The organism is Metabacillus crassostreae (assembly GCF_016908395.1).
Classification (GTDB): domain Bacteria; phylum Bacillota; class Bacilli; order Bacillales; family Bacillaceae; genus Metabacillus; species Metabacillus crassostreae.
In genome coordinates this window covers 1,111,823-1,135,486 of sequence record NZ_JAFBDU010000001.1, presented here as the reverse complement: position 1 = coordinate 1,135,486, position 23,664 = coordinate 1,111,823, and the positions used below count along the sequence as shown (strand labels likewise).

Genomic DNA, 23,664 nt, shown 5'->3' with positions numbered 1-23,664 from the left:
ATGCTGTTATAAGTGAGAAAAAGGTGAATTAACTATGAAACTTATTAAGCTGTCTTATCCACATAATTTTAAAAAAAATGAATTTGATGAAATGGTGCTAGCACTTGGATATTTCGATGGTGTTCATAAAGGTCATCAAAAGGTCATTTTAAAAGCAAAGGAAATTGCTGACAAGATGGGTGTTAAAAGTGCAGTGATGACATTTAATCCACACCCATTAGTTGTACTTCGGAAAGAAATAGGTATTGATTACATCACACCATTGGAAGATAAAATTCAAACTATAGAAAATTTGAGTGTAGATATATTATTTATTGTAGAGTTTACAAGAGAATTTGCAGCACTATTACCACAACAATTTGTAGATGAATTTATCATTAACTTAAATGTCAAGCATGTTGTTGCAGGTTTTGATTTTACATATGGTCATTTAGGAAAGGGTACGATGGAAACAATTCCTTTTCATTCAAGAGAACAGTTCTTACATACAACTGTTGAAAAACAAACTGATCATGATCGAAAAATAAGCTCTACTTTAATTCGCGAAGTAATTAGGAGTGGGGATGTTGCTTATGCTCAGACATTGATTGGCAGGCCTCACTCAACAAAAGGTAGAGTGATTCATGGTGATAAAAGAGGACGAACAATCGGGTTTCCAACAGCAAATGTAGAAGTGTTTGATGACTACATTATTCCACCTACAGGTGTTTATGCGGTGACAATTAACATAAAGAATCAAGAATATGAAGGTGTGTGTAACATTGGTTATAAACCAACTTTTCATGAAGAAAAGCCTCTGAAACCAAGTGTAGAAGTTCATATTTTTAACTTTAATGATGAAATTTACGGTGAAAATGTGACAGTTTTTTGGTATAAACGTATAAGAAGTGAACAAAAGTTTCATAATGTAGAAGAACTCATTGAGCAAATTAAGTTAGATAAAGCAGCTACAATACAATTCTTTGAAAAAAAACTTGTTTAGTTCTTGCTTTATGATGAGAAAAATAGTATTCTAATTAATGTAACTTAAAACCATTGCTTGGCAAATCGATTCACCAACGATTGCTCGGTAACTGGGGTTTTGTAAAATTAAGGAGGTGAAAAGGATGGCTATCACTCAAGAACGTAAAAATGAACTAATCGCTCAGTATAAAACACATGAGTCTGATACTGGATCACCAGAAGTTCAAATTGCTATCCTTACAGAGGACATCAATAGCTTAAATGATCATTTACGTGTTCACAAAAAGGACCACCATTCACGTCGCGGTCTTTTAAAAATGGTAGGTAAACGTCGTAACTTATTAACGTACCTACGTAATAAAGACGTAACTCGCTATCGTGAGTTAATCAACAAGCTTGGTTTACGTCGTTAATTACTTTAGAAGCGGGATTTTTCCCGCTTTTTTAGTGTATTTAAATTTGAATATCACAAAAATCTATTTACATATAAAAATGAAATTGATATGTTCAATTTAAATGGTCAATACTAGTACATAAAGCAATTAAATTAGAGAAGGAGTTTTACATATATGGCACAAGAAAAGCAAAAGTTTTCCATAGACTGGGCTGGCCGTAAACTTACTGTTGAGATTGGTCAACTAGCTAAGCAAGCCAATGGAGCTGTTTTAATTCGATATGGTGATACAGCTGTATTAAGTACCGCTACTGCTTCAAAGGAACCAAAGCCTCTAGATTTCTTTCCACTAACAGTTAATTATGAAGAGCGTTTATACGCAGTTGGGAAAATTCCAGGTGGGTTTATCAAAAGAGAAGGACGTCCAAGTGAAAAAGCAATCTTGGCTAGTCGTTTAATTGATCGTCCGATTCGACCATTATTTGCAGATGGTTTTAGAAATGAAGTACAAGTTATCAGTATTGTAATGAGTGTGGATCAAAACTGTTCTTCAGAAATGGCTGCAATGTTTGGATCTTCACTATCATTATGTGTATCTGATATACCATTTGAAGGTCCGATTGCAGGTGTAACTGTTGGACGTATTAATAATGAATATGTTATTAATCCAACTGTCGAACAAGCTGATCAAAGCGATATTCACCTCGTTGTTGCTGGAACAAAAGATGCAATAAACATGGTTGAAGCTGGCGCAGAGGAAGTACCTGAAGAAACAATGCTTGAAGCAATTATGTTTGGTCATAATGAAATTAAACGATTAATTGAATTCCAAGAAGAAATTGTAGCAGCAGTAGGGAAAGAAAAAACACAAATTGAGCTATTTGAATTAGATGCAGAATTAGAAAAAGAAATCCGAGAAATGGCTGAAAAGGATTTACTTCAAGCGATTCAGGTTCAAGAAAAACATGCTAGAGAGGCTGCAATTAAAGATGTAAGAAATGCAGTTGTTGCTGAGTATGAAAATAAAGAAGCTGACGAAAGTACGTTAAAACAAGTAAAACAAATTCTTTCTAAAATTGTAAAAGGTGAAGTTCGCCGTTTAATAACAGAAGAAAAAATCAGACCTGATGGCCGTGGTGTAGACGAAATTCGTCCACTATATTCTGAGGTTGGTCTACTTTCTAGAACTCATGGATCTGGATTGTTCACACGTGGACAAACTCAAGCTTTAAGTATTTGTACATTAGGTGCTTTAGGTGATGTTCAGATTTTAGATGGGTTAGGAATTGAAGAATCAAAACGTTTCATGCATCACTATAACTTCCCACAATTCAGTGTAGGTGAAACAGGTCCAATGAGAGGACCAGGTCGTCGTGAAATCGGACATGGTGCTTTAGGAGAAAGGGCTTTAGAACCAATCATTCCATCTGAAAAAGATTTTCCTTATACCATTCGTCTAGTATCAGAAGTACTTGAATCAAATGGATCTACATCACAGGCAAGTATTTGTGCTAGTACATTAGCTATGATGGATGCAGGTGTTCCAATCAAAGCACCGGTAGCTGGAATAGCAATGGGTCTTGTTAAATCTGGAGAGCATTACTCAGTATTAACAGATATCCAAGGTATGGAAGATGCTTTAGGTGATATGGATTTTAAAGTAGCTGGAACTGAAAAAGGTGTTACAGCTTTACAAATGGATATTAAAATCGATGGTCTTTCTCGTGAAATCCTAGAGGAAGCATTACAGCAAGCCAAAAAAGGTCGTATGGAAATTCTAAAATCTATGCTTGATACAATTCCTATGCCAAAAGGTGAGCTTTCTGCTTATGCACCAAAAATCTTAACGATGGCTATTAACCCAGATAAGATTAGAGATGTTATTGGACCAAGTGGAAAACAAATAAATAAAATTATCGAAGAAACTGGTGTGAAAATAGATATAGAACAAGATGGTACTGTCTTTATTTCATCAGTTAATGAAGAGATGAACCAAAAAGCGAAAAAAATTATCGAAGACATTATTCGTGAAGTTGTTGTCGGACAAATGTACTTAGGTAAAGTTAAACGTGTTGAAAAGTTTGGAGCTTTTGTTGAAATTTTTAATGGCAAAGATGGATTAGTTCATATTTCTGAGTTAGCTGAAGAGCGAGTAGGTAAGGTAGAGGACGTTGTTTCTATTGGTGATGAATTACTTGTTAAAGTAACTGAAATAGATAAACAAGGAAGAGTGAACTTATCTAGAAAAGCTGTTCTGAAAGAGCAAAAAGAACAACAGGAAAAGTCAGAACAAAAAGGTTAAAAAGAAGTCCGGCTTTGTACCGGGCTTTTTTCAATTTACATAACAATACTGATTTTTTCTGAGTTTCTTTCATTATATATGTAGGTTTGCAAGAAAAGAAACCTGTCTTCGGTGAATGCATGAGTCTATAATATGTGAAAAGCTATATAGTATGCAGAAAACAGATTAATTAACGATCTACGTTAAGTACATTTACTTTAAAGAATTAGTTTCGTATGATATGGTACAAAAGAGATAGTTGTTTCCTTTTCACTAGATAACCTGGAAATAAAGATTTAGTTTTTTTAACTAGTTATTGAAGAAACACAACTGACTTTTCTTTTTACACATGATCTACACTTCTTATTTGAGTATATCAGACCTTTTCTTGTTCTACCTTGTCCTCTTTTTACATATTTTTTAGTAAAAAGGGGGATATTTAATGCAAAGGAAAATCATTCATTTCATTGGGTTTATCTTAATTTTAACGGTCAGTATTGGATTTATTAAAAATCCATTTACTTCTTCTTATGTTGATCAGATGAAACATGCAGATATTACTGTAATGAAACATCAGGACAGTTTACATAAAGAAATTGTTGAGAAAGCTAAGAATTATCATATCCCTGCTCAAAATGCAGAAGTTCATAAAGTATGGAAGGCTACTCCAGGTTATAACGGTTTAGAGGTAGATGTTGAAGAATCATACAAAAAAATGAAGGTGAAAGGAGAATTTAATGAAAAACTCCTTGTTTTTCGTCAAATATCACCTGAAGTTCATTTAGAAGATTTACCAGCAGAACCTATGTATCGTGGTCATCCGGATAAACCTATGGTATCCTTTTTGATTAATGTTGCATGGGGAAATGAATATATTCCTGATATGCTCGAAACATTAAATAAATACCATGTGAAAGCAACTTTCTTTCTAGAAGGTAGATGGACCAAAGAAAACCCTGAAATGGCAAAAATGATTGTGGATGCAGGGCATGAAGTAGGAAATCATTCGTATACACATCCTGATATGAGTAAGCTATCAACAGCAGATATTAAAGAGCAGCTTTCAAAAACAAGTGAAGTCATTAAATCAGTTACAGATGTAACACCAACTTGGTTTGCACCACCAAGTGGAAGTCTCAGAGACGAAGTAGTAAAAATAGCAGATCAAATGTCAATGAATACTGTCATGTGGACTGTTGATACAATCGATTGGCAGCGTCCAGAGCCGCATGTGTTAGTAGAAAGGGTAACAAGTAAGGTGCATAATGGTGCTTTAATCTTAATGCATCCCACTTCACCTACTTCCGAGAGTCTTGAAACCCTAATATTGTCTATAAGGAAAAAAGGCTACTCATTCGGATCTATTTCAATGATGGCTGATGAAGAGAGATTAGCAACAAATGAGAAAAAGAGCGATGAATAAGCAGCATCTATGAAGGAGGAGCTAATTTGATCAAGAAATATACTTGCCAAAATGGAGTAAGAATTGTATTAGAAAATATACCTACTGTTCGCTCAGTCGCTATTGGAGTTTGGATTGGTACAGGATCTAGAAATGAAAACGAGCATAACAACGGAATTTCTCACTTTTTAGAACATATGTTTTTTAAAGGAACAAAAACAAGGACTGCACGAGAAATTGCTGAATCCTTTGATAGTATTGGTGGTCAAGTAAATGCATTTACATCTAAAGAATATACTTGTTATTATGCAAAAGTGTTGGATGAGCACGCACAATATGCATTAGACGTCTTATCAGATATGTTTTTCCATTCAACATTTGATGAAGAAGAATTAAAAAAAGAAAAAAATGTAGTTTATGAAGAAATCAAGATGTATGAAGATACTCCTGATGACATTGTTCATGATATTCTAAGTCGGGCTACATATGGTAATCATCCACTTGGTTATCCAATATTAGGTACGGAAGAGATTTTACAAACCTTTAATGGTGATACATTAAGAGAGTATATGAATTCTCATTATACACCTGATAATGTAGTCATATCTGTTGCGGGAAATGTGTCAGAAGATTTTATTAAAAATGTTGAAAAATTATTTGGTTCATATGAAACGGGTTCAACAAAACGTACTTTTGAAAAGCCAGGGTTTATGGATCAGAAAATTTCTAGACAAAAAGATACAGAACAAGCACATCTTTGTTTAGGATTTAATGGATTAGAGGTAGGACATGAAAATATCTATAGTTTAATTGTTCTAAATAACATTCTTGGTGGAAGTATGAGTAGTCGGTTATTTCAAGATGTAAGAGAACAAAAAGGCTTAGCTTATTCAGTCTTTTCCTATCATTCCTCATATGCAGATAATGGCTTGCTTACTATATATGGTGGTACTGGAAGCAACCAGCTTAATCAATTGTATGAAACAATAGAAGAAACTTTAGCTACTTTAAAGGGAGAGGGAATTACTTCTAAAGAATTAGCTAATAGTAAAGAGCAAATGAAGGGTAGCTTAATGCTAAGTCTAGAAAGTACAAATAGCCGAATGAGTAGAAATGGAAAAAATGAACTTGTTCTTGGTAGACACCGTTCTTTAGACTCAATTATTGAAAAAGTAAATGAAGTAAGTGAAGAAAGTGTAAACGCATTAGCAAATCAACTGTTTACTGATTCGTATTCTGTTTCGTTGATTAGTCCTGATGGTAAGCTTCCAAGCAAACTTCAATAGAGGAAGTTCAAAAAGTCCGGGAAAAATAGCTTTCGAATGTCGTCGTCAGCTCACTACTCCGCTCCTCACGTATTAAAAGCATACGCTGTGGTGCTCGTAGCTTCACTTCCTAGACCTTCTCGGCTCTTTTTGTCCTCCTTTTAGAACATCCTTATAAGGGAAGTTCAAAAAGTCCGGGAAAAATAGCTTTCGAATGTCGTCAGCTCACTGCTAATTTGCTTACGTCTGAAAAGTGTTCGTTACAACTGTCGATAGCTATAGCCATGTTATAAAAAAAGAATAAAAATGCCTACAATTTCAAATTGTAGGCATTTTTTTATGTTTAGTGACGATATGATAGTAGTAAGGGGGAATGGACATGAGGTTAAGTGAATTAAGTGGAAAAGAAATTGTGGATGTTAAACGTGCTGAGCGTTTAGGGGTATTAGGTCAAACTGATCTTGAAATTAATGAACAAACGGGGCAAATAACAACTCTTATTATTCCTTCATTAAAATGGTTTGGATTAAGAAAGCAAGGAAATGAAATAAGAGTTCCTTGGCAACACATAAAAAAAATTGGAACTGACATGATTATCTTAGATATCCCTAATGAACAAATTGAAAAGATTGATTCTTAATATTAAGGCTCTGTTAAACTTTGTTGTTGATTTCCGTTACAGGCATTCGCTTTCCCGGGAAAAAAGTACCTTTTTTCCTAGGGAAATATAATGAAAAATCCTAACTGCCGGCTTTTTCAAAGAACAATTCTTCCTAGGGAAAAAACAGGCCCCTTTTTTCCTAGGTCCGGGAGTCTCCTTGTAAGATGCGCGCCTGTGGGGTCTCCCTTTGACACGCTTCTCTAAGCAGGAGTCTCACATACATTCACCTGCAATCAACAAAGTGCTAAAAATCAACATTAAGCTTTAACATAGCCAATATTAAAAAAGCGATTAGCAGAAGCTAGTCGTTTTTTTTATGATCTTCTACTTTTTTCTTAAGTTAAACGTCATTGTGAATTTTTATTACCTGTAATTATCTTATCTTTCCATTGATAAGAACATCGGCATTCCAATTACTGATCTTCAACAGCTTAGTCCAGGACTAAATACACATGTTTGCTCATGATCTTGAATTTTAAAACGTTTAGGTAGTTGCTAAGAGGTATAAAAAATCAACAATGCTTATTATAAAACACTTCTCAAAATTCCTTCAGTTTATTCACCTATAATAGCTTACCTACATAGAATGTTGAAGTAAGTTATCCTGATAGCTTAAAAAATCTATATAGATAACATTGCCAAAAAAGAAGGTGAAATTTTATTATGTTAACAGGATTGAATATAGCTGTAATCGGCGGTGACGCCCGTCAGCTAGAAGTTATCCGGAAATTAACGGAATTAGAGGCAAAACTATTCCTAGTAGGTTTTGATCAATTAGATCATGGATTTACAGGTGCTACAAAAGTGAAAATTGAAGATGTTCAATTTGAAGAAATAGATGCGATTATTCTACCAATCCCTGGGACGGATAAAGAGGGGATAATAGATACTGTTTTTTCCAATATTGAAATTAAATTTAGTGAAGATCTACTAAAAAGAACACCAGATCATTGTGTGATCTATTCTGGTATTACGAATAATTATCTAAATAGTCTTGTTGAAAATACAAATAGAAAATTAATTCAATTGTTTAAACGTGATGATGTAGCAATCTACAATTCTATTCCTACTGTTGAAGGAACAATTATGATGGTCATTCAACACACAGATATAACAATCCATGGATCAAATATTGCTGTATTAGGTCTTGGAAGGGTTGGAATGAGTGTTGCAAGAACTTTTGCTGCATTAGGAGCTAACGTAAAAGTAGGTGCAAGAGATACTGCACATCTAGCAAGAATTAGTGAAATGGGTCTTACACCATTTCAACTAAATGATATTGAAGATCATGTTTCTGATATTGATGTGTGTATTAATACCATCCCACATCTTGTTGTAACTTCTAGTGTTATTGCTAATATGCCTGCTCACACATTAATAGTAGATTTGGCTTCTAAGCCAGGTGGTACTGATTTTCGTTATGCAGAAAAACGAGGAATTAAAGCATTATTAGCTCCCGGTCTACCTGGTATTGTTGCACCGAAAACAGCAGGGCAGATTGTTGCAAATGTTTTAACACAGCTATTGGAAGAGGTTAAAAAGAATAGAAAGGGGTTTTCTTCATGAAACTTACAGGTAAAAGAATAGGGTTTGGAATTACTGGGTCTCATTGTACGTATGAAGAAGTATATCCACAAATCAAATCTCTACTTGACGAAGGTGCTGAGGTTGTTCCAGTAGTTTCACATACGATGAAAACTACGACAACACGTTTTGGTGAAGCTGGTGAATGGGTAGAAAAAATTGAAAAGCTAACGGGCAATAAGGTTGTAGATTCCATTGTGTCAGCAGAACCACTTGGACCTAAGCGACCTCTAGATTGCATGGTAATTGCTCCTTTAACAGGGAATTCCATGAGTAAATTTGCAAATGCCTTAACTGACTCACCAGTGTTAATGGCTGCTAAAGCAACGTTAAGAACTCATCGACCAGTTGTGTTAGGAATTTCAACAAATGATGCATTAGGCTTAAATGGTGTAAATTTAATGAAATTAATGGCAACTAAAGATATTTACTTTATCCCATTTGGTCAGGATGCTCCTGATAAGAAACCAAATTCTATGGTTGCTAGAATGGAATCATTACTTGATACAGTGTTAGCAGCTATGGCTGGAAAACAATTTCAACCAGTTGTTGTAGAGAAATTCAAAGATCTTGAGAAATAATGTAACAATTCAAACAAATTATAAAAAATTTTTCAATCAATACGACTAGTAATGTGATAGAATAATACGTAAAAGATTTGAAGCTATAATTTATTTAATTATAGCTGGAAGGAGATAGAGTTTAATGGAAGCAAGAGGTTATCATGTAGCAGTAGTCGGAGCAACGGGAGCAGTTGGGCAACAAATGCTCAATACTTTAGAAAAACGTAATTTTCCAATCTCAAAATTAACATTGCTTTCTTCTGAACGTTCAGCTGGTAAGAAAGTGACGTTTAGAGATGAAGAATATACAGTTCAAACAGCAACTCCTGATAGCTTTGAAGGTGTTCAAATTGCTTTATTTAGTGCAGGTGGAAGTGTGTCAAAAGAGCTAGCACCAGAAGCTGTTAAACGTGGAGCTATTGTTGTAGATAATACAAGTGCATATCGTATGGATGAAAATGTACCCTTGGTTGTTCCTGAGGTTAATGAAGAAGCATTGAAGAACCACAATGGTATTATTGCGAACCCTAATTGTTCAACGATTCAAATGGTTGTAGCTCTTGAACCTCTTCGTAAACAATATGGTTTAAGTAAAGTGATTGTATCAACTTATCAAGCTGTGTCAGGAGCAGGTGCTGCTGCAATAAATGAATTGAGAGAACAATCACAGGCTATTTTAAACGGGGAATCATTTTCTCCTGAAATCTTACCTGTAAAAGGTGATGAAAAACACTATCAAATTGCCTTTAATGCAATTCCACAAATTGATAAATTCCAAGACAATGGTTTTACTTTTGAAGAAATGAAAATGATTAATGAAACAAAGAAAATTATGGATATGTCTCAATTACATGTGGCAGCAACTTGTGTTCGTTTGCCTGTTGAAACAGGACATTCTGAGTCTGTTTATGTTGAAATTGATGATTTAAATGTTTCAGCAGAACAGGTTAAACAGCTATTAAAAGAATCTGAAGGGATTACTTTACAAGATGATCCATCACAGCAGTTATACCCGATGCCAGCAGATTGCGTAGGGAAAAATGATGTATTTGTTGGTAGAATCCGTAAAGATCTTGATCGTGATAATGGTTTCCATATGTGGATTGTTTCAGACAATCTTTTAAAAGGTGCTGCATGGAACTCTGTTCAAATTGCGGAAAGTTTGGTTAAGTTAAAATTAGTTTAATCTTTATTTGGAAGAGAGCATGGGGGAATTCCGGCTCTCTTCTCTCACGTCTATAGTAGAGGTGTTTTAATTTGAAAATTATAGTTCAAAAATTTGGTGGTACTTCTGTAAGGGATGATGATAGTCGTCAGATGGCACTTTATCATATTCAAGAAGCACTTGGTGAAGGATTTAAAGTAGTTGTCGTAGTTTCAGCAATGGGACGTAAAGGAGATCCGTATGCAACTGATACATTAAATGATCTTCTATACGGTGGCATTGAAAATATATCGAATCGTGAACAAGATATGCTTTTGTCATGTGGAGAGGTCATTTCCTCTATTGTTTTTTCAAGTTTGTTAAATCAACAGAACATTAATGCAACTTCGTTAACAGGAGCTCAAGCTGGTTTTATTACTAATGAAGAACACACGAATGCAAAAATCCTTGAAATGAATTGTGAGCGATTGGTAGAAACCCTCTCATCCCACGATGTTGTGGTAGTAGCTGGATTCCAAGGAGCTTCTATCAATGGAGATACAACTACAATTGGTAGAGGTGGAAGTGACACTTCAGCAGCAGCATTAGGAGCAGCATTAGGGGCAGAGTTTGTTGACATTTTTACAGATGTTGAAGGTGTGATGACAGCAGATCCAAGGATTGTGGAGAATGCAAAACCTCTTTCAAAAGTAACATATACTGAAATAGTTAATCTTGCTTATCAAGGTGCAAAGGTTATCCACCCTCGAGCAGTTGAAATTGCTATGCAAGCAGAAGTGCCTATTCGTGTAAGATCAACTTATTCAAAATCAGAAGGAACTCTTGTCACATCTAATTCTTCTGCTAATAAAGGTAGTGATGTATGTGAACGACTTATTACCGGTATCGCTCATGTATCAAATGTTACCCAAATAAAAGTTCAAGCAAAAGAAGGACACTATGATGTACAGACAGAAGTTTTTAAAGCGATGGCAAATGAAGGAATTAGTGTAGATTTCTTTAATATAACGCCAAAAGCGGTTATCTATACTGTGATAGATAAAGAGACAGATCATGCCGTCAACATTTTACAGGACCTAGGTTATGACCCTATTGTAAACAGACATTGTGCAAAAGTATCTACAGTAGGCGCAGGAATAATGGGTGTACCAGGTGTTACAGCAAAAATAGTTACTGCATTATCCGAGAGAGGAATACAAATTCTTCAATCAGCTGATAGCCATACAACAATTTGGGTACTTGTAAAAGAAGAAGATATGATAAAATCAGTTAATGCTTTACATGAGGCGTTTAATCTATCAAAATAGAATAGACCAGTTTCTTTATTGGTTTTATAAATATAAATAAAGCTTTTCATAAGCTTTAATTAGTTAGATTGCAACAAAAGGAGTGAGGGTAATGTGTCATTTTGGTAAACTTTCTACAGCTATGGTAACTCCCTTCGATAAAAACGGGAATATTGATTTTCAGAAAACATCTACTTTAATTGATTATCTAATTAACCATGGTACGGAATCGTTAGTAGTAGCAGGAACAACAGGTGAATCACCTACATTAAGTACAGAAGAAAAAATCGCATTAATTAAACATACAGTAAAAGAAGTAAATGGGAGAATCCCTGTAATTGCAGGAACAGGAAGTAATAACACTGCAGCTTCAATAAAATTGACTAAACAAGCAGAAGAAGCAGGCGTAGATGCTATAATGCTTGTAACACCATATTATAATAAACCTAGTCAAGAAGGAATGTATCAACATTTTAAAGCAATTGCAGAATCAACAAAACTGCCAATTATGTTGTATAACATACCTGGACGTAGTGTTGTAAATATGTCTGTTGATACAATTGTTCGTCTTGCAAAACTTCCTAATGTTAAAGCAATTAAAGAAGCTAGCGGCAATCTTGATGCAATGGCAGAAATCATTGCTAAAACTAGTGATGATTTTCTCTTATATTCTGGAGATGACGGATTAACAATTCCTATCCTATCTATAGGTGGAACTGGTGTCGTTTCTGTAGCATCTCATATAATTGGTAAAGAAATGCAAGAAATGATCTCATCTTTTGAGAACGGAGATCACGCTGGTGCTTCAAAGCTGCACCGGACACTTCTACCAATCATGAAGCAATTATTTGCTGTTCCTAATCCTGGCCCAGTGAAAACGGCACTACAAGTTAAAGGATTAGATGTAGGATCTGTTCGTTTACCATTATTACCATTAACAAGTGTTGAACGTATAGAACTAATGGAAATAATCGATCACAATTTAAGATAAGGTTTTATAAACTATGAGCAACACTTACAAGATATCAAGTTATTCATGACTCCGGATAACTAGTGATATGTAGTAAGTGTTGCTCTATTTTTGTTTTATTTCAAATTTTTAGTAGAAGGCTGTAGCTGCTGTAACCTTAGCATTACATTCACAGTTTCTAACAGATAAATAGGTTAATTTGTAACAAACTATTAATAAGAGAATTAGTAAAAAAATTATACGGTGAAAATTTCCTTGTATTCCATTTCTTTCATCAGTTATAATATCTCTAAGTGACGGTGAACGGGTACTTCAGCGGGGAGGATTTATTAAATCATGGAAAAGACAGAAAAAATTAAATTAATCGCTTTAGGCGGTGTTGGTGAAGTCGGAAAAAATATGTTTGTTGTGGAAATTAATTCAGATATTTTTGTTGTAGATTCGGGATTAATGTATCCAGGAGATGAAATGCTTGGTATTGATATGGTCATACCAGACATCACGTATCTTAAAGAAAATAAAGATCGAGTAAAAGGTATATTCCTTACTCATGGACATGATGAAAGTATTGGTGGTATTTTTAATTTACTACATCATATCCATGTACCTATTTACGGTACTAAGTTAACATTAGCATTAGTCGGTGAGAAATTAAAAGAAAATCGTATGAGTCAATCTGTTTTAGTTAAGGAAATAAATAATGAAACTGTTTTATCATTCTCAAGCACAAAAGTAACCTTTTTCAAAACAAATCATAGTATTCCTGATTCAGTCGGAATTAGTTTTTTTACATCAATGGGTGCAATCGTTCATACTGGTGATTTTAAATTTGACCAAACTCCAGTTGGTGATAATTATATGGATATTGGTAAAATTGCTAGAATAGGTGAAGAAGGTGTACTGTGTTTACTATCAGATAGTATAAATGCAGAGAAACCTGGCTATTCTGGCTCAGAAGCACTTGTTGGTGAGGAAATCTCTGATGTTATGTATAATGCAGAAGGAAGAGTGATTGTTGCTGTTTTCGGTTCGAATTTGCATAGAATTCAACAAGTTATTAATGCCGCTGTTAAGAATAACAGAAAATTAGCTGTCGTTGGTAAAAATATGAGAAATATTTTAAACTTGGCAATCAACTTAGGATATATAGATGTTGAGGATGAATTATTTATCTCTATAAATGATATAGACAAGCATTCACAAAAAGAAATAGCTATTTTAACAACTAGTAACAAAGGCGAGCCACTAGCAGTTATATCAAGAATGGCGAAACAAACTCATAAGCAAGTTAATGTTCGAAGTGGAGACACAGTTCTAATAGCTGCTACACCTATGCCTGGACATGAGTTAGTTTTCTCAAGAACAATTGACTTACTATTTAGAGCTGGAGCAAATGTTGTATTTGGTGAGAAGCAAGTTCATGTATCTGGACATGGACATCAGGAAGAATTAAAAATAATGCTTAATTTAACAAAACCTAAATATTTTATTCCAATACATGGTGAATTCAAAATGCAGAAAGCACATGCAAAATTAGCAAAACAAATTGGATTGGAAGATAAAAATATCTTTTTAGTTGATAAAGGTGAAGTTATTGAGTTTAAGGGTAACCATGTTTATACAGGTGGCAAGGTACCGTCTGGTAATGTTTTAATTGACGGTCTTGGAGTTGGTGATATAGGAAACATTGTGTTACGAGATCGACGATTATTATCTCAAGATGGGATTTTGATCGTTGTTGTTACACTTGATAAACAACGTAAGAAAATAAACTCTGGTCCAGAAATTATTACAAGAGGCTTTGTTTATGTCCGTGAATCAGAAGAGCTTATTGCAAATGCAACAAAAGTTGTTTCTGATGTTGTGGAAAGAAGTATGCGTGAACAAGCTATTGAGTGGTCACAGATTAAGTTAAATATAAGAGAATCTTTAAATCAGTTCCTATACGAGAAAACAAAAAGAAGACCAATGATTCTTCCAATTATTATGGAAGTGTAAGGGTTTATTTGGACAAACAGTAGGCTAACTCACAATATTTATATTGAGTTAGTCTTTTTATTTTATGCTCTAGTAAATTTTGCTGTTGCTTTTTTTACATGCATTCGTTTTTTCCTACGAATGAAATTGCTCAACTATCAGTATTTTTTAAAAAGGCAATTTCTCTCAGCATGAAATCAACATTAATCCTCTATTTAATGCATTTATCTATTCTGAGTTTTCATTTGCATGAAATAGCCACCCTTGTAAATACTAAGAAACAGAATGATTATGAAAGGGTGGCTTACGTGGAAAATAATGATCGTTACATACAGGGTGAAGGCACTGAAAAACAAGAAGGTAAGGAAAGCTCAATAGTTGAAAAAATTCAACAGTTAGGTCAAACAAATGTGCCGCAAATGGGCAGTGATTCTAAAATTCATTGTTTAACAATTGTAGGTCAAATAGAAGGACATATACAGCTACCACCACAAAATAAAACAACTAAATACGAACATGTTATTCCGCAAATTGTTGCTATTGAGCAAAATCCTAATATTGAGGGTTTGTTAGTTATTCTAAATACTGTTGGTGGAGATGTTGAAGCTGGGCTAGCCATTGCTGAAATGCTTGCATCTTTATCAAAGCCAACTGTTTCAATTGTTCTAGGTGGAGGTCATTCAATTGGTGTACCAATTGCTGTATCATGTGACCATTCATTTATTGCTGAAACAGCTACAATGACAATTCATCCTGTAAGATTAACAGGACTTGTTATTGGTGTTCCTCAAACGTTTGAATATCTTGATAAAATGCAGGAAAGAGTTATTAATTTTGTTACTAAGCATTCAAATATTACTGACGAGAAATTTAAAGAACTAATGCTTTCAAAAGGGAATCTTACACGTGATATTGGAACAAATGTGGTTGGTAAGGATGCAGTTGAATATGGTTTAATCAATGAAGTCGGTGGTGTAGGACAAGCTATACAAAAGCTGAATAGTTTGTTAGAAAAATCTAAAGATGAGGACACGATGCTACAATGATCTTTTACACAATGGTACCAACTGAACACATGTTTCCAACATTAGAAGAAGAATATAAAAAACAATCGATTGTTGAAGTGAATGGAGTACAACTACTTGTGCAAGAAACGACAAATTCTCAATTTGAAATTGTCCGAATTTTAAGCAGTGATCCTAATCACTATTTAGACTCTGCAATATGTCCTGGACAAAAAGTTACGATGTCCATTTCTACCAATCAAGGGAATTATGGTATAATGAATTAAAAGAGGTAGGCAGCCATTATGGCTGCTTTCTTTCTTGCAACAAATAATTTTAAAAAATAGAAAACAGATTACTATACATAGGTGATATAAATGACAAAAAGAAAAGGGAAACAGAGAAAACAACGAAAACCGAAGGAAGATTGGAAACGTATATTAAAATTTGAGCTTTCTGGCTTAATTATTTTAGCAATAGCTCTTATAGCAATATCAAAATTAGGTTTTGTTGGTACAGCCTTTGTCCATCTATTTCGTTTTTTTAGTGGTGAATGGTATATGCTCTTTTTAGTTGGTATTGTATTATTCTCACTATATTTAATTTGGAAAAGGCAAATACCTCCTTTATTTTCAAGACAAATGGCAGGTATATTCTGTATAACTGCATCACTTTTATTATTAAGCCATGTAACCCTTTTTAAAATGCTTTCTCACAATGGAACATTTGTTTCTCCGAGTGTCCTTTCAAATACCCTTGAGCTATTTTGGATGGATGTAAGAGGGGAAGCTAGTTCGGTTGATTTAGGCGGTGGTATGCTTGGAGCAATATTATTTGCAGCTTCATATTATTTATTTGCTGAGGCAGGATCGAGAATTATTGCTGTTGTTTTAATAGTAATAGGAATTATATTAATTACTGGCCGTTCTTTACAAGGTACACTTACCAAAATACTTCAACCTATAGGGAAATTTATTAAAAATCAAACACTAGGATTTATCGAAGATATGAAGGGACTCCCCGAAACATGGGAGAAAAAACGAATAGAACAAAAACAGAAAAGAGCTGAACAAAAAGAAAAGAAAGAAAATGAAATGGAACATGATATTGAAGAAGATGAACTGCAACCAATTATTTCAAGCTTCTCTGATAGTTCAGAGCCCGAAAAACCTGCTCAGGAAATGATTATTCATACAATGGATACAAATAATGATTATAAAGCTCATAGTAATGCTTCAGACACACAAAAAGTGGTGGCAGAAGAAACTCAAGATCTAAATCAGGAAGTACTCCAGCCGATGGCATTTGTTGAGGTAGAAAATAAAGATTATGAACTGCCATCAATAGAAATATTAAAAGCACCAAAACATAATTCTCAAGCGGCAGATAAAAAAAATATCTATGAAAATGCGAGAAAATTAGAAAAAACATTTCAAAGTTTCGGAGTAAAAGCAAAAGTTACACAAGTTCATTTAGGTCCTGCTGTAACAAAATATGAAGTATATCCTGATGTAGGTGTAAAGGTAAGTAAAATTGTCAATTTAAGTGATGACTTAGCTTTAGCTTTAGCTGCAAAGGATATAAGAATTGAGGCACCTATTCCAGGTAAATCAGCAGTAGGAATTGAAGTTCCTAATTCTGAAGTAGCGATGGTTTCTTTAAGAGAAGTATTAGAATCCAAATCTAATGACCGACCTGACGCAAAACTTTTAATTGGACTAGGTCGAGATATTTCAGGTGATGCTGTTTTGGCTGAATTAAATAAAATGCCTCATTTGTTAGTAGCTGGTGCTACTGGAAGTGGTAAAAGTGTTTGTATTAATGGAATCATTACAAGTATTTTAATGAGAGCTAAGCCACATGAAGTGAAGCTAATGATGATAGATCCTAAAATGGTTGAATTGAATGTTTATAATGGTATTCCTCATCTTTTAGCACCTGTAGTAACTGATCCTAAGAAAGCATCACAGGCACTAAAAAAAGTGATTAATGAGATGGAAAGAAGATATGAATTATTTTCACATACTGGAACACGTAATATTGAAGGTTATAATGAGATAATTAGAAGAAATAATCAAGAGGAATTAGCAAAGCAGCCGGAACTTCCTTATATCGTAGTAATTGTGGACGAGCTTGCAGATCTAATGATGGTTGCTTCTTCAGATGTGGAAGATTCGATAACAAGATTATCTCAAATGGCCCGTGCCGCTGGTATTCATTTGATAATAGCAACACAGCGTCCTTCAGTAGACGTTATTACAGGTGTCATTAAGGCGAACATTCCTTCTCGTATTGCGTTTAGTGTATCATCACAAACAGATTCAAGAACAATTCTTGATATGGGTGGAGCTGAGAAGCTACTTGGTAGAGGTGATATGTTATTTCTACCTGTTGGAGCATCAAAGCCTGTTAGGGTACAAGGAGCATTTTTATCAGATGAAGAGGTTGAACAAGCAGTAGATTTTGTTATTGCTCAACAAAAAGCTCAATATCAGGAGGAAATGATCCCAACAGAGGTTGTCGAGACGAAAACTGAGGTAACAGATGATTTATATGATGATGCTGTACAACTTGTTGTGGATATGCAAACCGCTTCTGTATCAATGCTTCAACGTAGATTTCGAGTTGGATATACAAGAGCAGCTAGATTAATAGACGCAATGGAAGAAAGAGGTGTGGTAGGTCCCTATGAGGGAAGTAAACCACGTGACGTCCTAATATCAAAGGAAAAACATGAAGAACTTACTTCTTAATAAGCAATAACAAAAGAAGGCAAACTCTAAATAGTAAAATTCCACATGTGAATTAGGAGAAAATATGGAAGTGATGGTTAAACTATAACCATCACTTTTTTTTATGATATGTTTTCTAAAATAGAAAAGCAAAATCCAAAAGCAGAAATAGTAAAATTGCTATTTTAAAACAATCACTTTGGAATAGGTTAAATTTGTTTATAAAGCAATTTTTTTATCGATTGACTTTGATAGGTGTAATTATCTTAATATTTTAAATTTATTTTAAAATCGACAAATTACGACATTAAGAGTAAAATATTAGATGAAATATATGGAGAGAATTGGATAATGCTAAAGAATGGTATTAAAGCTTTTTAACAATAGAATCAAACTTAAACATTTTATTTCTCTTCTTTCGACAAATTTGACGAGTTTCTATTTATTTCTAGCATAAAACGTGTTATAGTAATTTCGATTAGAGAAAGGTGTATAACATCAGATGTCTGATCTCTTATAGTTAGCGGATAAAGTGGGGGTGGATGAATGACCATAAAATCTGATAATCGGCACTTGTACCTGCAAGTGATTGATAAGATAAAAGAGGATATAGAAAACGGTACATACAAAGAAAAAGAGAAATTACCCTCTGAATTTGAGCTTTCAAAAAGTTTAGGTGTAAGTAGAGCTACTTTAAGAGAAGCACTTCGTACATTAGAAGAAGAAAACGTTATCATAAGAAGACATGGGGTCGGAACTTTTGTGAATGCGAAACCACGTTTTACTTCTGGTATCGAACAATTAAATAGTGTTACAGGTATGATTGAACAAGCTAACTCAATTCCTGGAACCGTTTTTCTTTCATCATCAATCATAGGTGCAACAGACGATGATGTTAAAAGATTTAAGTGTAAAAAGGAAGAGGATATCTTTTTATTAGAAAGAGTTAGGACTGCTAACGCTGAACCAGTAGTTTATTGTCTTGATAAAATACCTACTGACCTGCTTCCAGCTACATTTGAACATGAACAAGAATCGTTACTAAAGGTTCTCGAAGAAAAAGCCGGTATTTATATAAGCTACGCAGTGACACATATTGAACCGATAGGATACCATGATAAAATTTCTCCTATTTTAGAATGTGACCCTGAAACATCATTATTATTGCTAAAACAGATGCATTTCGATGATGAAGATCGACCTATTTTATACTCTTTAAATTACTTTAGAGCTGATAACTTTAGTTTCCATGTAGTAAGAAAGAGAATATAGGTTAAGAATAAAAGGGATGAGCTTTTTATAAACTATTAAAATTACTGTGTTATTCAGAGCTTTTTGTGAAAAAATATAAAACATTGTGAGAAAATCTCCAATATTTCTGCTTTTTTACCTAAAGTTATCTAATATAAATTAGTATTACATAACTTCAAGGAGGTGGTTGTTCTCGTATAGACTATCATTTTTTAGTAAAATGTAATACTTATACTTAAATTATTGAGGGGGCATTAAAAAGATGAAGAAAAAACATGGATTAGCATTATCATTATTACTAGCTGCTGGTACTCTTTTAGCAGGTTGTGGTGGTGGAGATCAGAAGGAAGAAGCTGGTGGCGGAGAAGGTGCTGGTGAAACAAAAGATAACTTCTCAGTTGCAATGGTAACAGATATAGGTGGAGTTGATGATAAATCATTCAACCAATCCGCATGGGAAGGCTTAACTGCATATGGTGAAGCTAATGGTCTTGAAAAAGGGACTGATGGATATGACTATCTACAATCTCAAAGTGATGCAGATTATGCAACTAACTTAAATACGTTAGCTCGTAAGAATTTTGATCTTATCTATGGTATTGGATATTTACTTCAACCCGCTGTAGATGAAATTGCTCAACAACAAAAAGATACAAAATTTGCTATCGTTGATAGTGTTGTAGAACAGCCTAATGTAGCTAGTATTACATTTAAAGAGCATCAAGGTTCTTTCTTAGCAGGTGTTGTTGCTGGTTTAACAACAAAAACAAATAAAGTTGGATTTGTTGGTGGAGTTGAAGGTGACTTAATTAAGAAATTCGAAGTTGGTTTTGTTGAAGGTGTTAAAGCCGTAAATCCTGATGCAAAAGTTGAAATTCAGTATGCTGGTTCATTTGGTGATGCGGCAAAAGGTAAGCAAATTGCTTCAAGCATGTACGGTTTAGGCGCAGATATTATTTATCATGCAGCAGGTGGAACTGGTAATGGAGTATTTTCAGAAGCAATTGATTTGAAAGTCGAAGATCCAACTCGTGAACTATGGGTAATTGGTGTTGATAAAGACCAACACGAAGAAGGTAATGGTAAAACAAAAGATGGAGAAGAATTTAATATTACTTTAACATCCATGGTAAAACGTGTTGACGTTGCTGTTCAAGATTTAGCTGAAAAAGCTGCAGCTGATGAATTCCCAGGTGGCGAAGTTATTGAGTATGGAATCGAAGAAGGTGCTATTGGTATCGCTCCGAGTGATCAGCATCTAAATGATGAAATTAAAGCTAAAGTTAAAGAATACGAAGAAAAAATTCTTAATGGTGAAATTGAAGTACCTACGAAATAAGAGTAAATGGAAATGGGCTGACTACATTGTGAAGTCTCAGCTCTCTCTAGCAAAAGAGGTAATAACAAATTGTTAGAGAGAGTGGACTAAATATGTCAGCCCTTATTCCTGAAAATCGTTAAATTCAAATCTTTTATCTAAGTATTTAATAGTAAATATATGATGAAAGCTTTGAATTTGCTGATTTTTATACAAGGTATAAGCAAAAAAAATTAATGTTTAATGTTGTTCAGGATAAAGGAGTGAGCATGTTTGGACTATGTAATTGAAATGCTAAATATTCGTAAGGAATTTCCTGGCATAGTAGCAAATGACAATATAACGTTACAGGTGAAAAAAGGAGAAATTCATGCTCTATTAGGAGAAAATGGAGCAGGTAAATCAACATTAATGAACGTACTCTTTGGACTTTATCAACCTGAAAAAGGTGAAATCAAAGTAAAAGGAAAGAAAGTTGATATTACCAATCCCAATATTGCTAATGATCTAGGTATTGGAATGGTTCATCAGCATTTTATGCTTGTTAACACATTTACTGTAACAGAAAATATTATTTTAGGTAACGAACCAAAAAAGGGTAGTTCAATTAATTTAAAAGATGCAGAAAAACAAGTAAAAGAGATTTCAGAGCGTTATGGTCTGTCAGTAGATCCTACAGCAAAAATAGCTGATATTTCTGTTGGAATGCAACAAAGGGTCGAAATTTTAAAAACCCTGTACCGTGGTGCTGAAATTTTAATTTTTGATGAACCAACTGCGGTGTTAACACCTCAAGAAATAAAGGAATTAATTCAAATATTTAAAACACTGATTAACGAAGGTAAATCAATTATTTTAATTACACATAAGTTAAAAGAAATAATGGAAGTCTGTGATCGTGTAACTGTTATCCGAAAGGGAGAAGGAATAGGTACAGTTAATGTAGCAGAGACAAATCCAAACGAACTTGCGTCTTTAATGGTGGGAAGAGAAGTTTCTTTTACTACAGAAAAAACAGCAGCAAAACCAAAACAAGATGTTCTAACGATTGAGAACCTTAACGTAAAGGATAATCGTCAAGTATTTAAAGTGAAATCATTAAATTTGTCAGTACGAGCAGGTGAAATTGTTGGAATTGCTGGTGTTGATGGTAATGGACAAACAGAACTAATTGAAGCGATTACAGGATTAAGAAAAGTCGATTCAGGCACAATTAAATTAAATGATAAGAAAATAGAAAATATGCACCCTCGTAAAATAACAGAAAAGGGTGTTGGACATATTCCACAGGATCGACATAAACACGGCCTTGTTCTTGACTTTCCGATAGGTGAAAATATGGTTCTACAGACATATTATCATCAACCATTTTCTAAAAGAAGTGTTTTAAATTATAAAAACATTTATGAGAAAGCTAAACAACTTATTAAAGAGTTTGATGTAAGAACACCAAGTACATCTACATTAGCAAGAGCATTGTCTGGTGGTAATCAGCAAAAAGCAATTATCGGGCGAGAAGTTGATCGTAATCCAGATCTTTTAATAGCTGCTCAGCCTACTCGAGGATTAGATGTTGGGGCAATTGAATTTATTCATAGTCGTCTTATTGAACAACGTGATAATGGAAAAGCGGTTCTTCTTATCTCCTTTGAACTTGATGAGATTCTGAATGTTAGTGACCGTGTTGCTGTTATTTATGAAGGTGAAATAATAGATATAGTAGATCCTAAAGAAACAACTGAACAAGAGCTAGGCCTTTTAATGGCTGGTAGTAAACGTCAGAAAGAAGGTAAGCTATCATGAATCTAAATCGTTATATGAACTTATTAATTCCAGTTATTGCTGTATTTTTAGGATTATTATTTGGTGCAATTATCATGCTTGTAAGTGGCTATAATCCTATAGCAGGATATAGTGCATTATGGTATGGGATCTTTGGGGAATCGTATTATATAGGTGAAACAATTAGACAATTAACACCTTATATTTTAACAGGTTTAGCTGTTGCATTTGCTTTTCGTACAGGTCTTTTTAATATTGGTGTAGAAGGACAAGTAATAGTTGGGTGGTTAGCCGCTGTATGGGTCGGGGTTGCATTTGAATTACCTGCAATCATTCATATTCCATTAGCTATTTTAGCTGCTGGTCTAGCTGGTGCGTTCTGGGGATTTATTCCTGGATTTTTAAAGGCTAAATTTAAGGTGCATGAAGTTATTGTCACGATTATGATGAACTATATTGCATTGCATGTTACAAATGCTTTAATACGTAATGTTATGACAGATAATGCTGATAAATCAGATAAAATTTTCCCAACTGCATCATTAAGATCTGAGTTTTTTGAAAATATGACTGATTATTCTCGTATGCATTATGGTATTTTTATTGCCCTAATTGCTGCGTTTATTATGTGGTTTTTACTTGAAAGAACAACAAAAGGGTATGAACTTCGAGCAGTAGGGTTTAATCATGATGCAGCTCATTACTCAGGTATGAACGTTAATCGTAATATTATTCTATCTATGGTTATATCTGGAGCCTTCGCTGGTGTAGCAGGTGCCATGGAAGGTTTAGGTACTTTTGAATATGTTTCAGTAAAAGGCGGGTTTACTGGTATAGGATTTGATGGAATAGCAGTAGCTTTAATTGGAGGAAATGCAGCTATTGGAATTATTTTAGCAGCAGCTTTATTTGGAGGTTTAAAGGTAGGAGCATTAAATATGCCTTCTGAGGCTGGTGTTCCAAATGAGCTTGTTGAGATTATTATTGCGCTTATTATCTTCTTTGTAGCTTCTAGCTATTTTATCCGCTGGATTTTACTTCGTTTTAAAAAGGAGGGGAAATAAGT

Annotated in this window: 19 protein-coding genes; all 19 read left to right on the top strand. The window is 34.2% G+C overall.

Annotated elements, in window-relative coordinates; all coding sequences use genetic code 11:
- Nucleotides 1-34 precede the first annotated feature (34 nt).
- The 19 genes from ribF to JOC75_RS05915 all read left to right on the top strand — a co-directional run bounded on the left by ribF (nucleotide 35) and on the right by JOC75_RS05915 (nucleotide 23,662).
- A complete protein-coding gene (gene ribF, locus JOC75_RS06005; RefSeq protein ID WP_204953147.1) occupies nucleotides 35-982 on the top strand; it encodes a bifunctional riboflavin kinase/FAD synthetase in 948 nt (315 codons plus the stop codon).
- A 124-nt stretch (nucleotides 983-1,106) separates the two neighbouring features.
- On the top strand, nucleotides 1,107-1,376 hold the full coding sequence (gene rpsO / locus JOC75_RS06000) for a 30S ribosomal protein S15 (RefSeq protein ID WP_146946658.1): 270 nt from the start codon (nucleotides 1,107-1,109) through the stop codon (nucleotides 1,374-1,376).
- Nucleotides 1,377-1,532: 156 nt separating this feature from the next.
- Nucleotides 1,533-3,659, top strand: a complete 2,127-nt coding sequence (gene pnp, locus JOC75_RS05995) for a polyribonucleotide nucleotidyltransferase (protein ID WP_146946657.1) — start codon at nucleotides 1,533-1,535, stop codon at nucleotides 3,657-3,659.
- A gap of 421 nt (nucleotides 3,660-4,080) precedes the next feature.
- A complete protein-coding gene (locus JOC75_RS05990) occupies nucleotides 4,081-5,061 on the top strand; it encodes a polysaccharide deacetylase family protein (protein WP_204953146.1) in 981 nt (326 codons plus the stop codon).
- Nucleotides 5,062-5,087: 26 nt separating this feature from the next.
- Nucleotides 5,088-6,326 carry a M16 family metallopeptidase gene (locus JOC75_RS05985; RefSeq protein WP_204953145.1) on the top strand — a complete coding sequence of 413 codons (1,239 nt, stop codon included), beginning with the start codon at nucleotides 5,088-5,090 and terminating at the stop codon, nucleotides 6,324-6,326.
- Nucleotides 6,327-6,684: 358 nt separating this feature from the next.
- Nucleotides 6,685-6,945 (top strand): YlmC/YmxH family sporulation protein, encoded by a 261-nt coding sequence (locus tag JOC75_RS05980; RefSeq protein ID WP_146946654.1) that lies wholly within the window; start codon nucleotides 6,685-6,687, stop codon nucleotides 6,943-6,945.
- Between the two features lie 684 nt (nucleotides 6,946-7,629).
- Entirely contained in the window at nucleotides 7,630-8,532 is a 903-nt protein-coding gene (gene dpaA, locus JOC75_RS05975; protein ID WP_204953144.1) for a dipicolinic acid synthetase subunit A, read from the top strand.
- Entirely contained in the window at nucleotides 8,529-9,131 is a 603-nt protein-coding gene (locus JOC75_RS05970; RefSeq protein ID WP_204953143.1) for a dipicolinate synthase subunit B, read from the top strand. Before dpaA ends, JOC75_RS05970 begins: the two co-directional genes overlap by 4 nt.
- Nucleotides 9,132-9,255: 124 nt before the next feature.
- The gene (gene asd / locus JOC75_RS05965) at nucleotides 9,256-10,299 is read left to right on the top strand and encodes an aspartate-semialdehyde dehydrogenase (RefSeq protein WP_204953142.1); all 1,044 of its coding nucleotides are present in this window, start codon (nucleotides 9,256-9,258) and stop codon (nucleotides 10,297-10,299) included.
- Between the two features lie 71 nt (nucleotides 10,300-10,370).
- Nucleotides 10,371-11,585 (top strand): aspartate kinase, encoded by a 1,215-nt coding sequence (gene dapG, locus JOC75_RS05960; protein ID WP_204953141.1) that lies wholly within the window; start codon nucleotides 10,371-10,373, stop codon nucleotides 11,583-11,585.
- A 91-nt stretch (nucleotides 11,586-11,676) separates the two neighbouring features.
- A complete protein-coding gene (dapA, locus tag JOC75_RS05955; RefSeq protein ID WP_204953140.1) occupies nucleotides 11,677-12,555 on the top strand; it encodes a 4-hydroxy-tetrahydrodipicolinate synthase in 879 nt (292 codons plus the stop codon).
- 315 nt (nucleotides 12,556-12,870) lie between these two features.
- Nucleotides 12,871-14,532: a ribonuclease J gene (locus JOC75_RS05950; protein ID WP_204953139.1), complete on the top strand. Its 1,662-nt coding sequence runs from the start codon at nucleotides 12,871-12,873 to the stop codon at nucleotides 14,530-14,532.
- A 287-nt stretch (nucleotides 14,533-14,819) separates the two neighbouring features.
- Nucleotides 14,820-15,557, top strand: coding sequence for a ClpP family protease (locus JOC75_RS05945; RefSeq protein ID WP_338036550.1), 738 nt, complete (start codon nucleotides 14,820-14,822; stop codon nucleotides 15,555-15,557).
- Nucleotides 15,554-15,802, top strand: a complete 249-nt coding sequence (locus JOC75_RS05940) for a YlzJ-like family protein (RefSeq protein ID WP_204953138.1) — start codon at nucleotides 15,554-15,556, stop codon at nucleotides 15,800-15,802. Before JOC75_RS05945 ends, JOC75_RS05940 begins: the two co-directional genes overlap by 4 nt.
- A gap of 90 nt (nucleotides 15,803-15,892) precedes the next feature.
- A complete protein-coding gene (locus JOC75_RS05935) occupies nucleotides 15,893-18,268 on the top strand; it encodes a DNA translocase FtsK (protein WP_204953137.1) in 2,376 nt (791 codons plus the stop codon).
- Nucleotides 18,269-18,793: 525 nt separating this feature from the next.
- Nucleotides 18,794-19,519 (top strand): GntR family transcriptional regulator, encoded by a 726-nt coding sequence (locus JOC75_RS05930; RefSeq protein ID WP_204953136.1) that lies wholly within the window; start codon nucleotides 18,794-18,796, stop codon nucleotides 19,517-19,519.
- A 241-nt stretch (nucleotides 19,520-19,760) separates the two neighbouring features.
- Nucleotides 19,761-20,837, top strand: coding sequence for a BMP family lipoprotein (locus JOC75_RS05925; protein ID WP_204953135.1), 1,077 nt, complete (start codon nucleotides 19,761-19,763; stop codon nucleotides 20,835-20,837).
- Nucleotides 20,838-21,089: 252 nt separating this feature from the next.
- Nucleotides 21,090-22,619, top strand: a complete 1,530-nt coding sequence (locus JOC75_RS05920; protein ID WP_204953134.1) for an ABC transporter ATP-binding protein — start codon at nucleotides 21,090-21,092, stop codon at nucleotides 22,617-22,619.
- Complete coding sequence (locus tag JOC75_RS05915; RefSeq protein WP_204953133.1) at nucleotides 22,616-23,662, top strand: ABC transporter permease; 1,047 nt, start codon at nucleotides 22,616-22,618, stop codon at nucleotides 23,660-23,662. The genes JOC75_RS05920 and JOC75_RS05915 overlap by 4 nt, the downstream gene beginning before the upstream one ends.
- Nucleotides 23,663-23,664: the final 2 nt, after the last annotated feature.

Coding starts and splice junctions, on each gene's coding strand:
- ribF (WP_204953147.1), top strand. CDS start 35: ATGAAACTTATTAAGCTGTCTTATCCACATAATTTTAAAAAAAATGAA.
- rpsO (WP_146946658.1), top strand. CDS start 1,107: ATGGCTATCACTCAAGAACGTAAAAATGAACTAATCGCTCAGTATAAA.
- pnp (WP_146946657.1), top strand. CDS start 1,533: ATGGCACAAGAAAAGCAAAAGTTTTCCATAGACTGGGCTGGCCGTAAA.
- JOC75_RS05990 (WP_204953146.1), top strand. CDS start 4,081: ATGCAAAGGAAAATCATTCATTTCATTGGGTTTATCTTAATTTTAACG.
- JOC75_RS05980 (WP_146946654.1), top strand. CDS start 6,685: ATGAGGTTAAGTGAATTAAGTGGAAAAGAAATTGTGGATGTTAAACGT.
- dpaA (WP_204953144.1), top strand. CDS start 7,630: ATGTTAACAGGATTGAATATAGCTGTAATCGGCGGTGACGCCCGTCAG.
- JOC75_RS05970 (WP_204953143.1), top strand. CDS start 8,529: ATGAAACTTACAGGTAAAAGAATAGGGTTTGGAATTACTGGGTCTCAT.
- asd (WP_204953142.1), top strand. CDS start 9,256: ATGGAAGCAAGAGGTTATCATGTAGCAGTAGTCGGAGCAACGGGAGCA.
- dapA (WP_204953140.1), top strand. CDS start 11,677: ATGTGTCATTTTGGTAAACTTTCTACAGCTATGGTAACTCCCTTCGAT.
- JOC75_RS05950 (WP_204953139.1), top strand. CDS start 12,871: ATGGAAAAGACAGAAAAAATTAAATTAATCGCTTTAGGCGGTGTTGGT.
- JOC75_RS05940 (WP_204953138.1), top strand. CDS start 15,554: ATGATCTTTTACACAATGGTACCAACTGAACACATGTTTCCAACATTA.
- JOC75_RS05935 (WP_204953137.1), top strand. CDS start 15,893: ATGACAAAAAGAAAAGGGAAACAGAGAAAACAACGAAAACCGAAGGAA.
- JOC75_RS05930 (WP_204953136.1), top strand. CDS start 18,794: ATGACCATAAAATCTGATAATCGGCACTTGTACCTGCAAGTGATTGAT.
- JOC75_RS05925 (WP_204953135.1), top strand. CDS start 19,761: ATGAAGAAAAAACATGGATTAGCATTATCATTATTACTAGCTGCTGGT.
- JOC75_RS05915 (WP_204953133.1), top strand. CDS start 22,616: ATGAATCTAAATCGTTATATGAACTTATTAATTCCAGTTATTGCTGTA.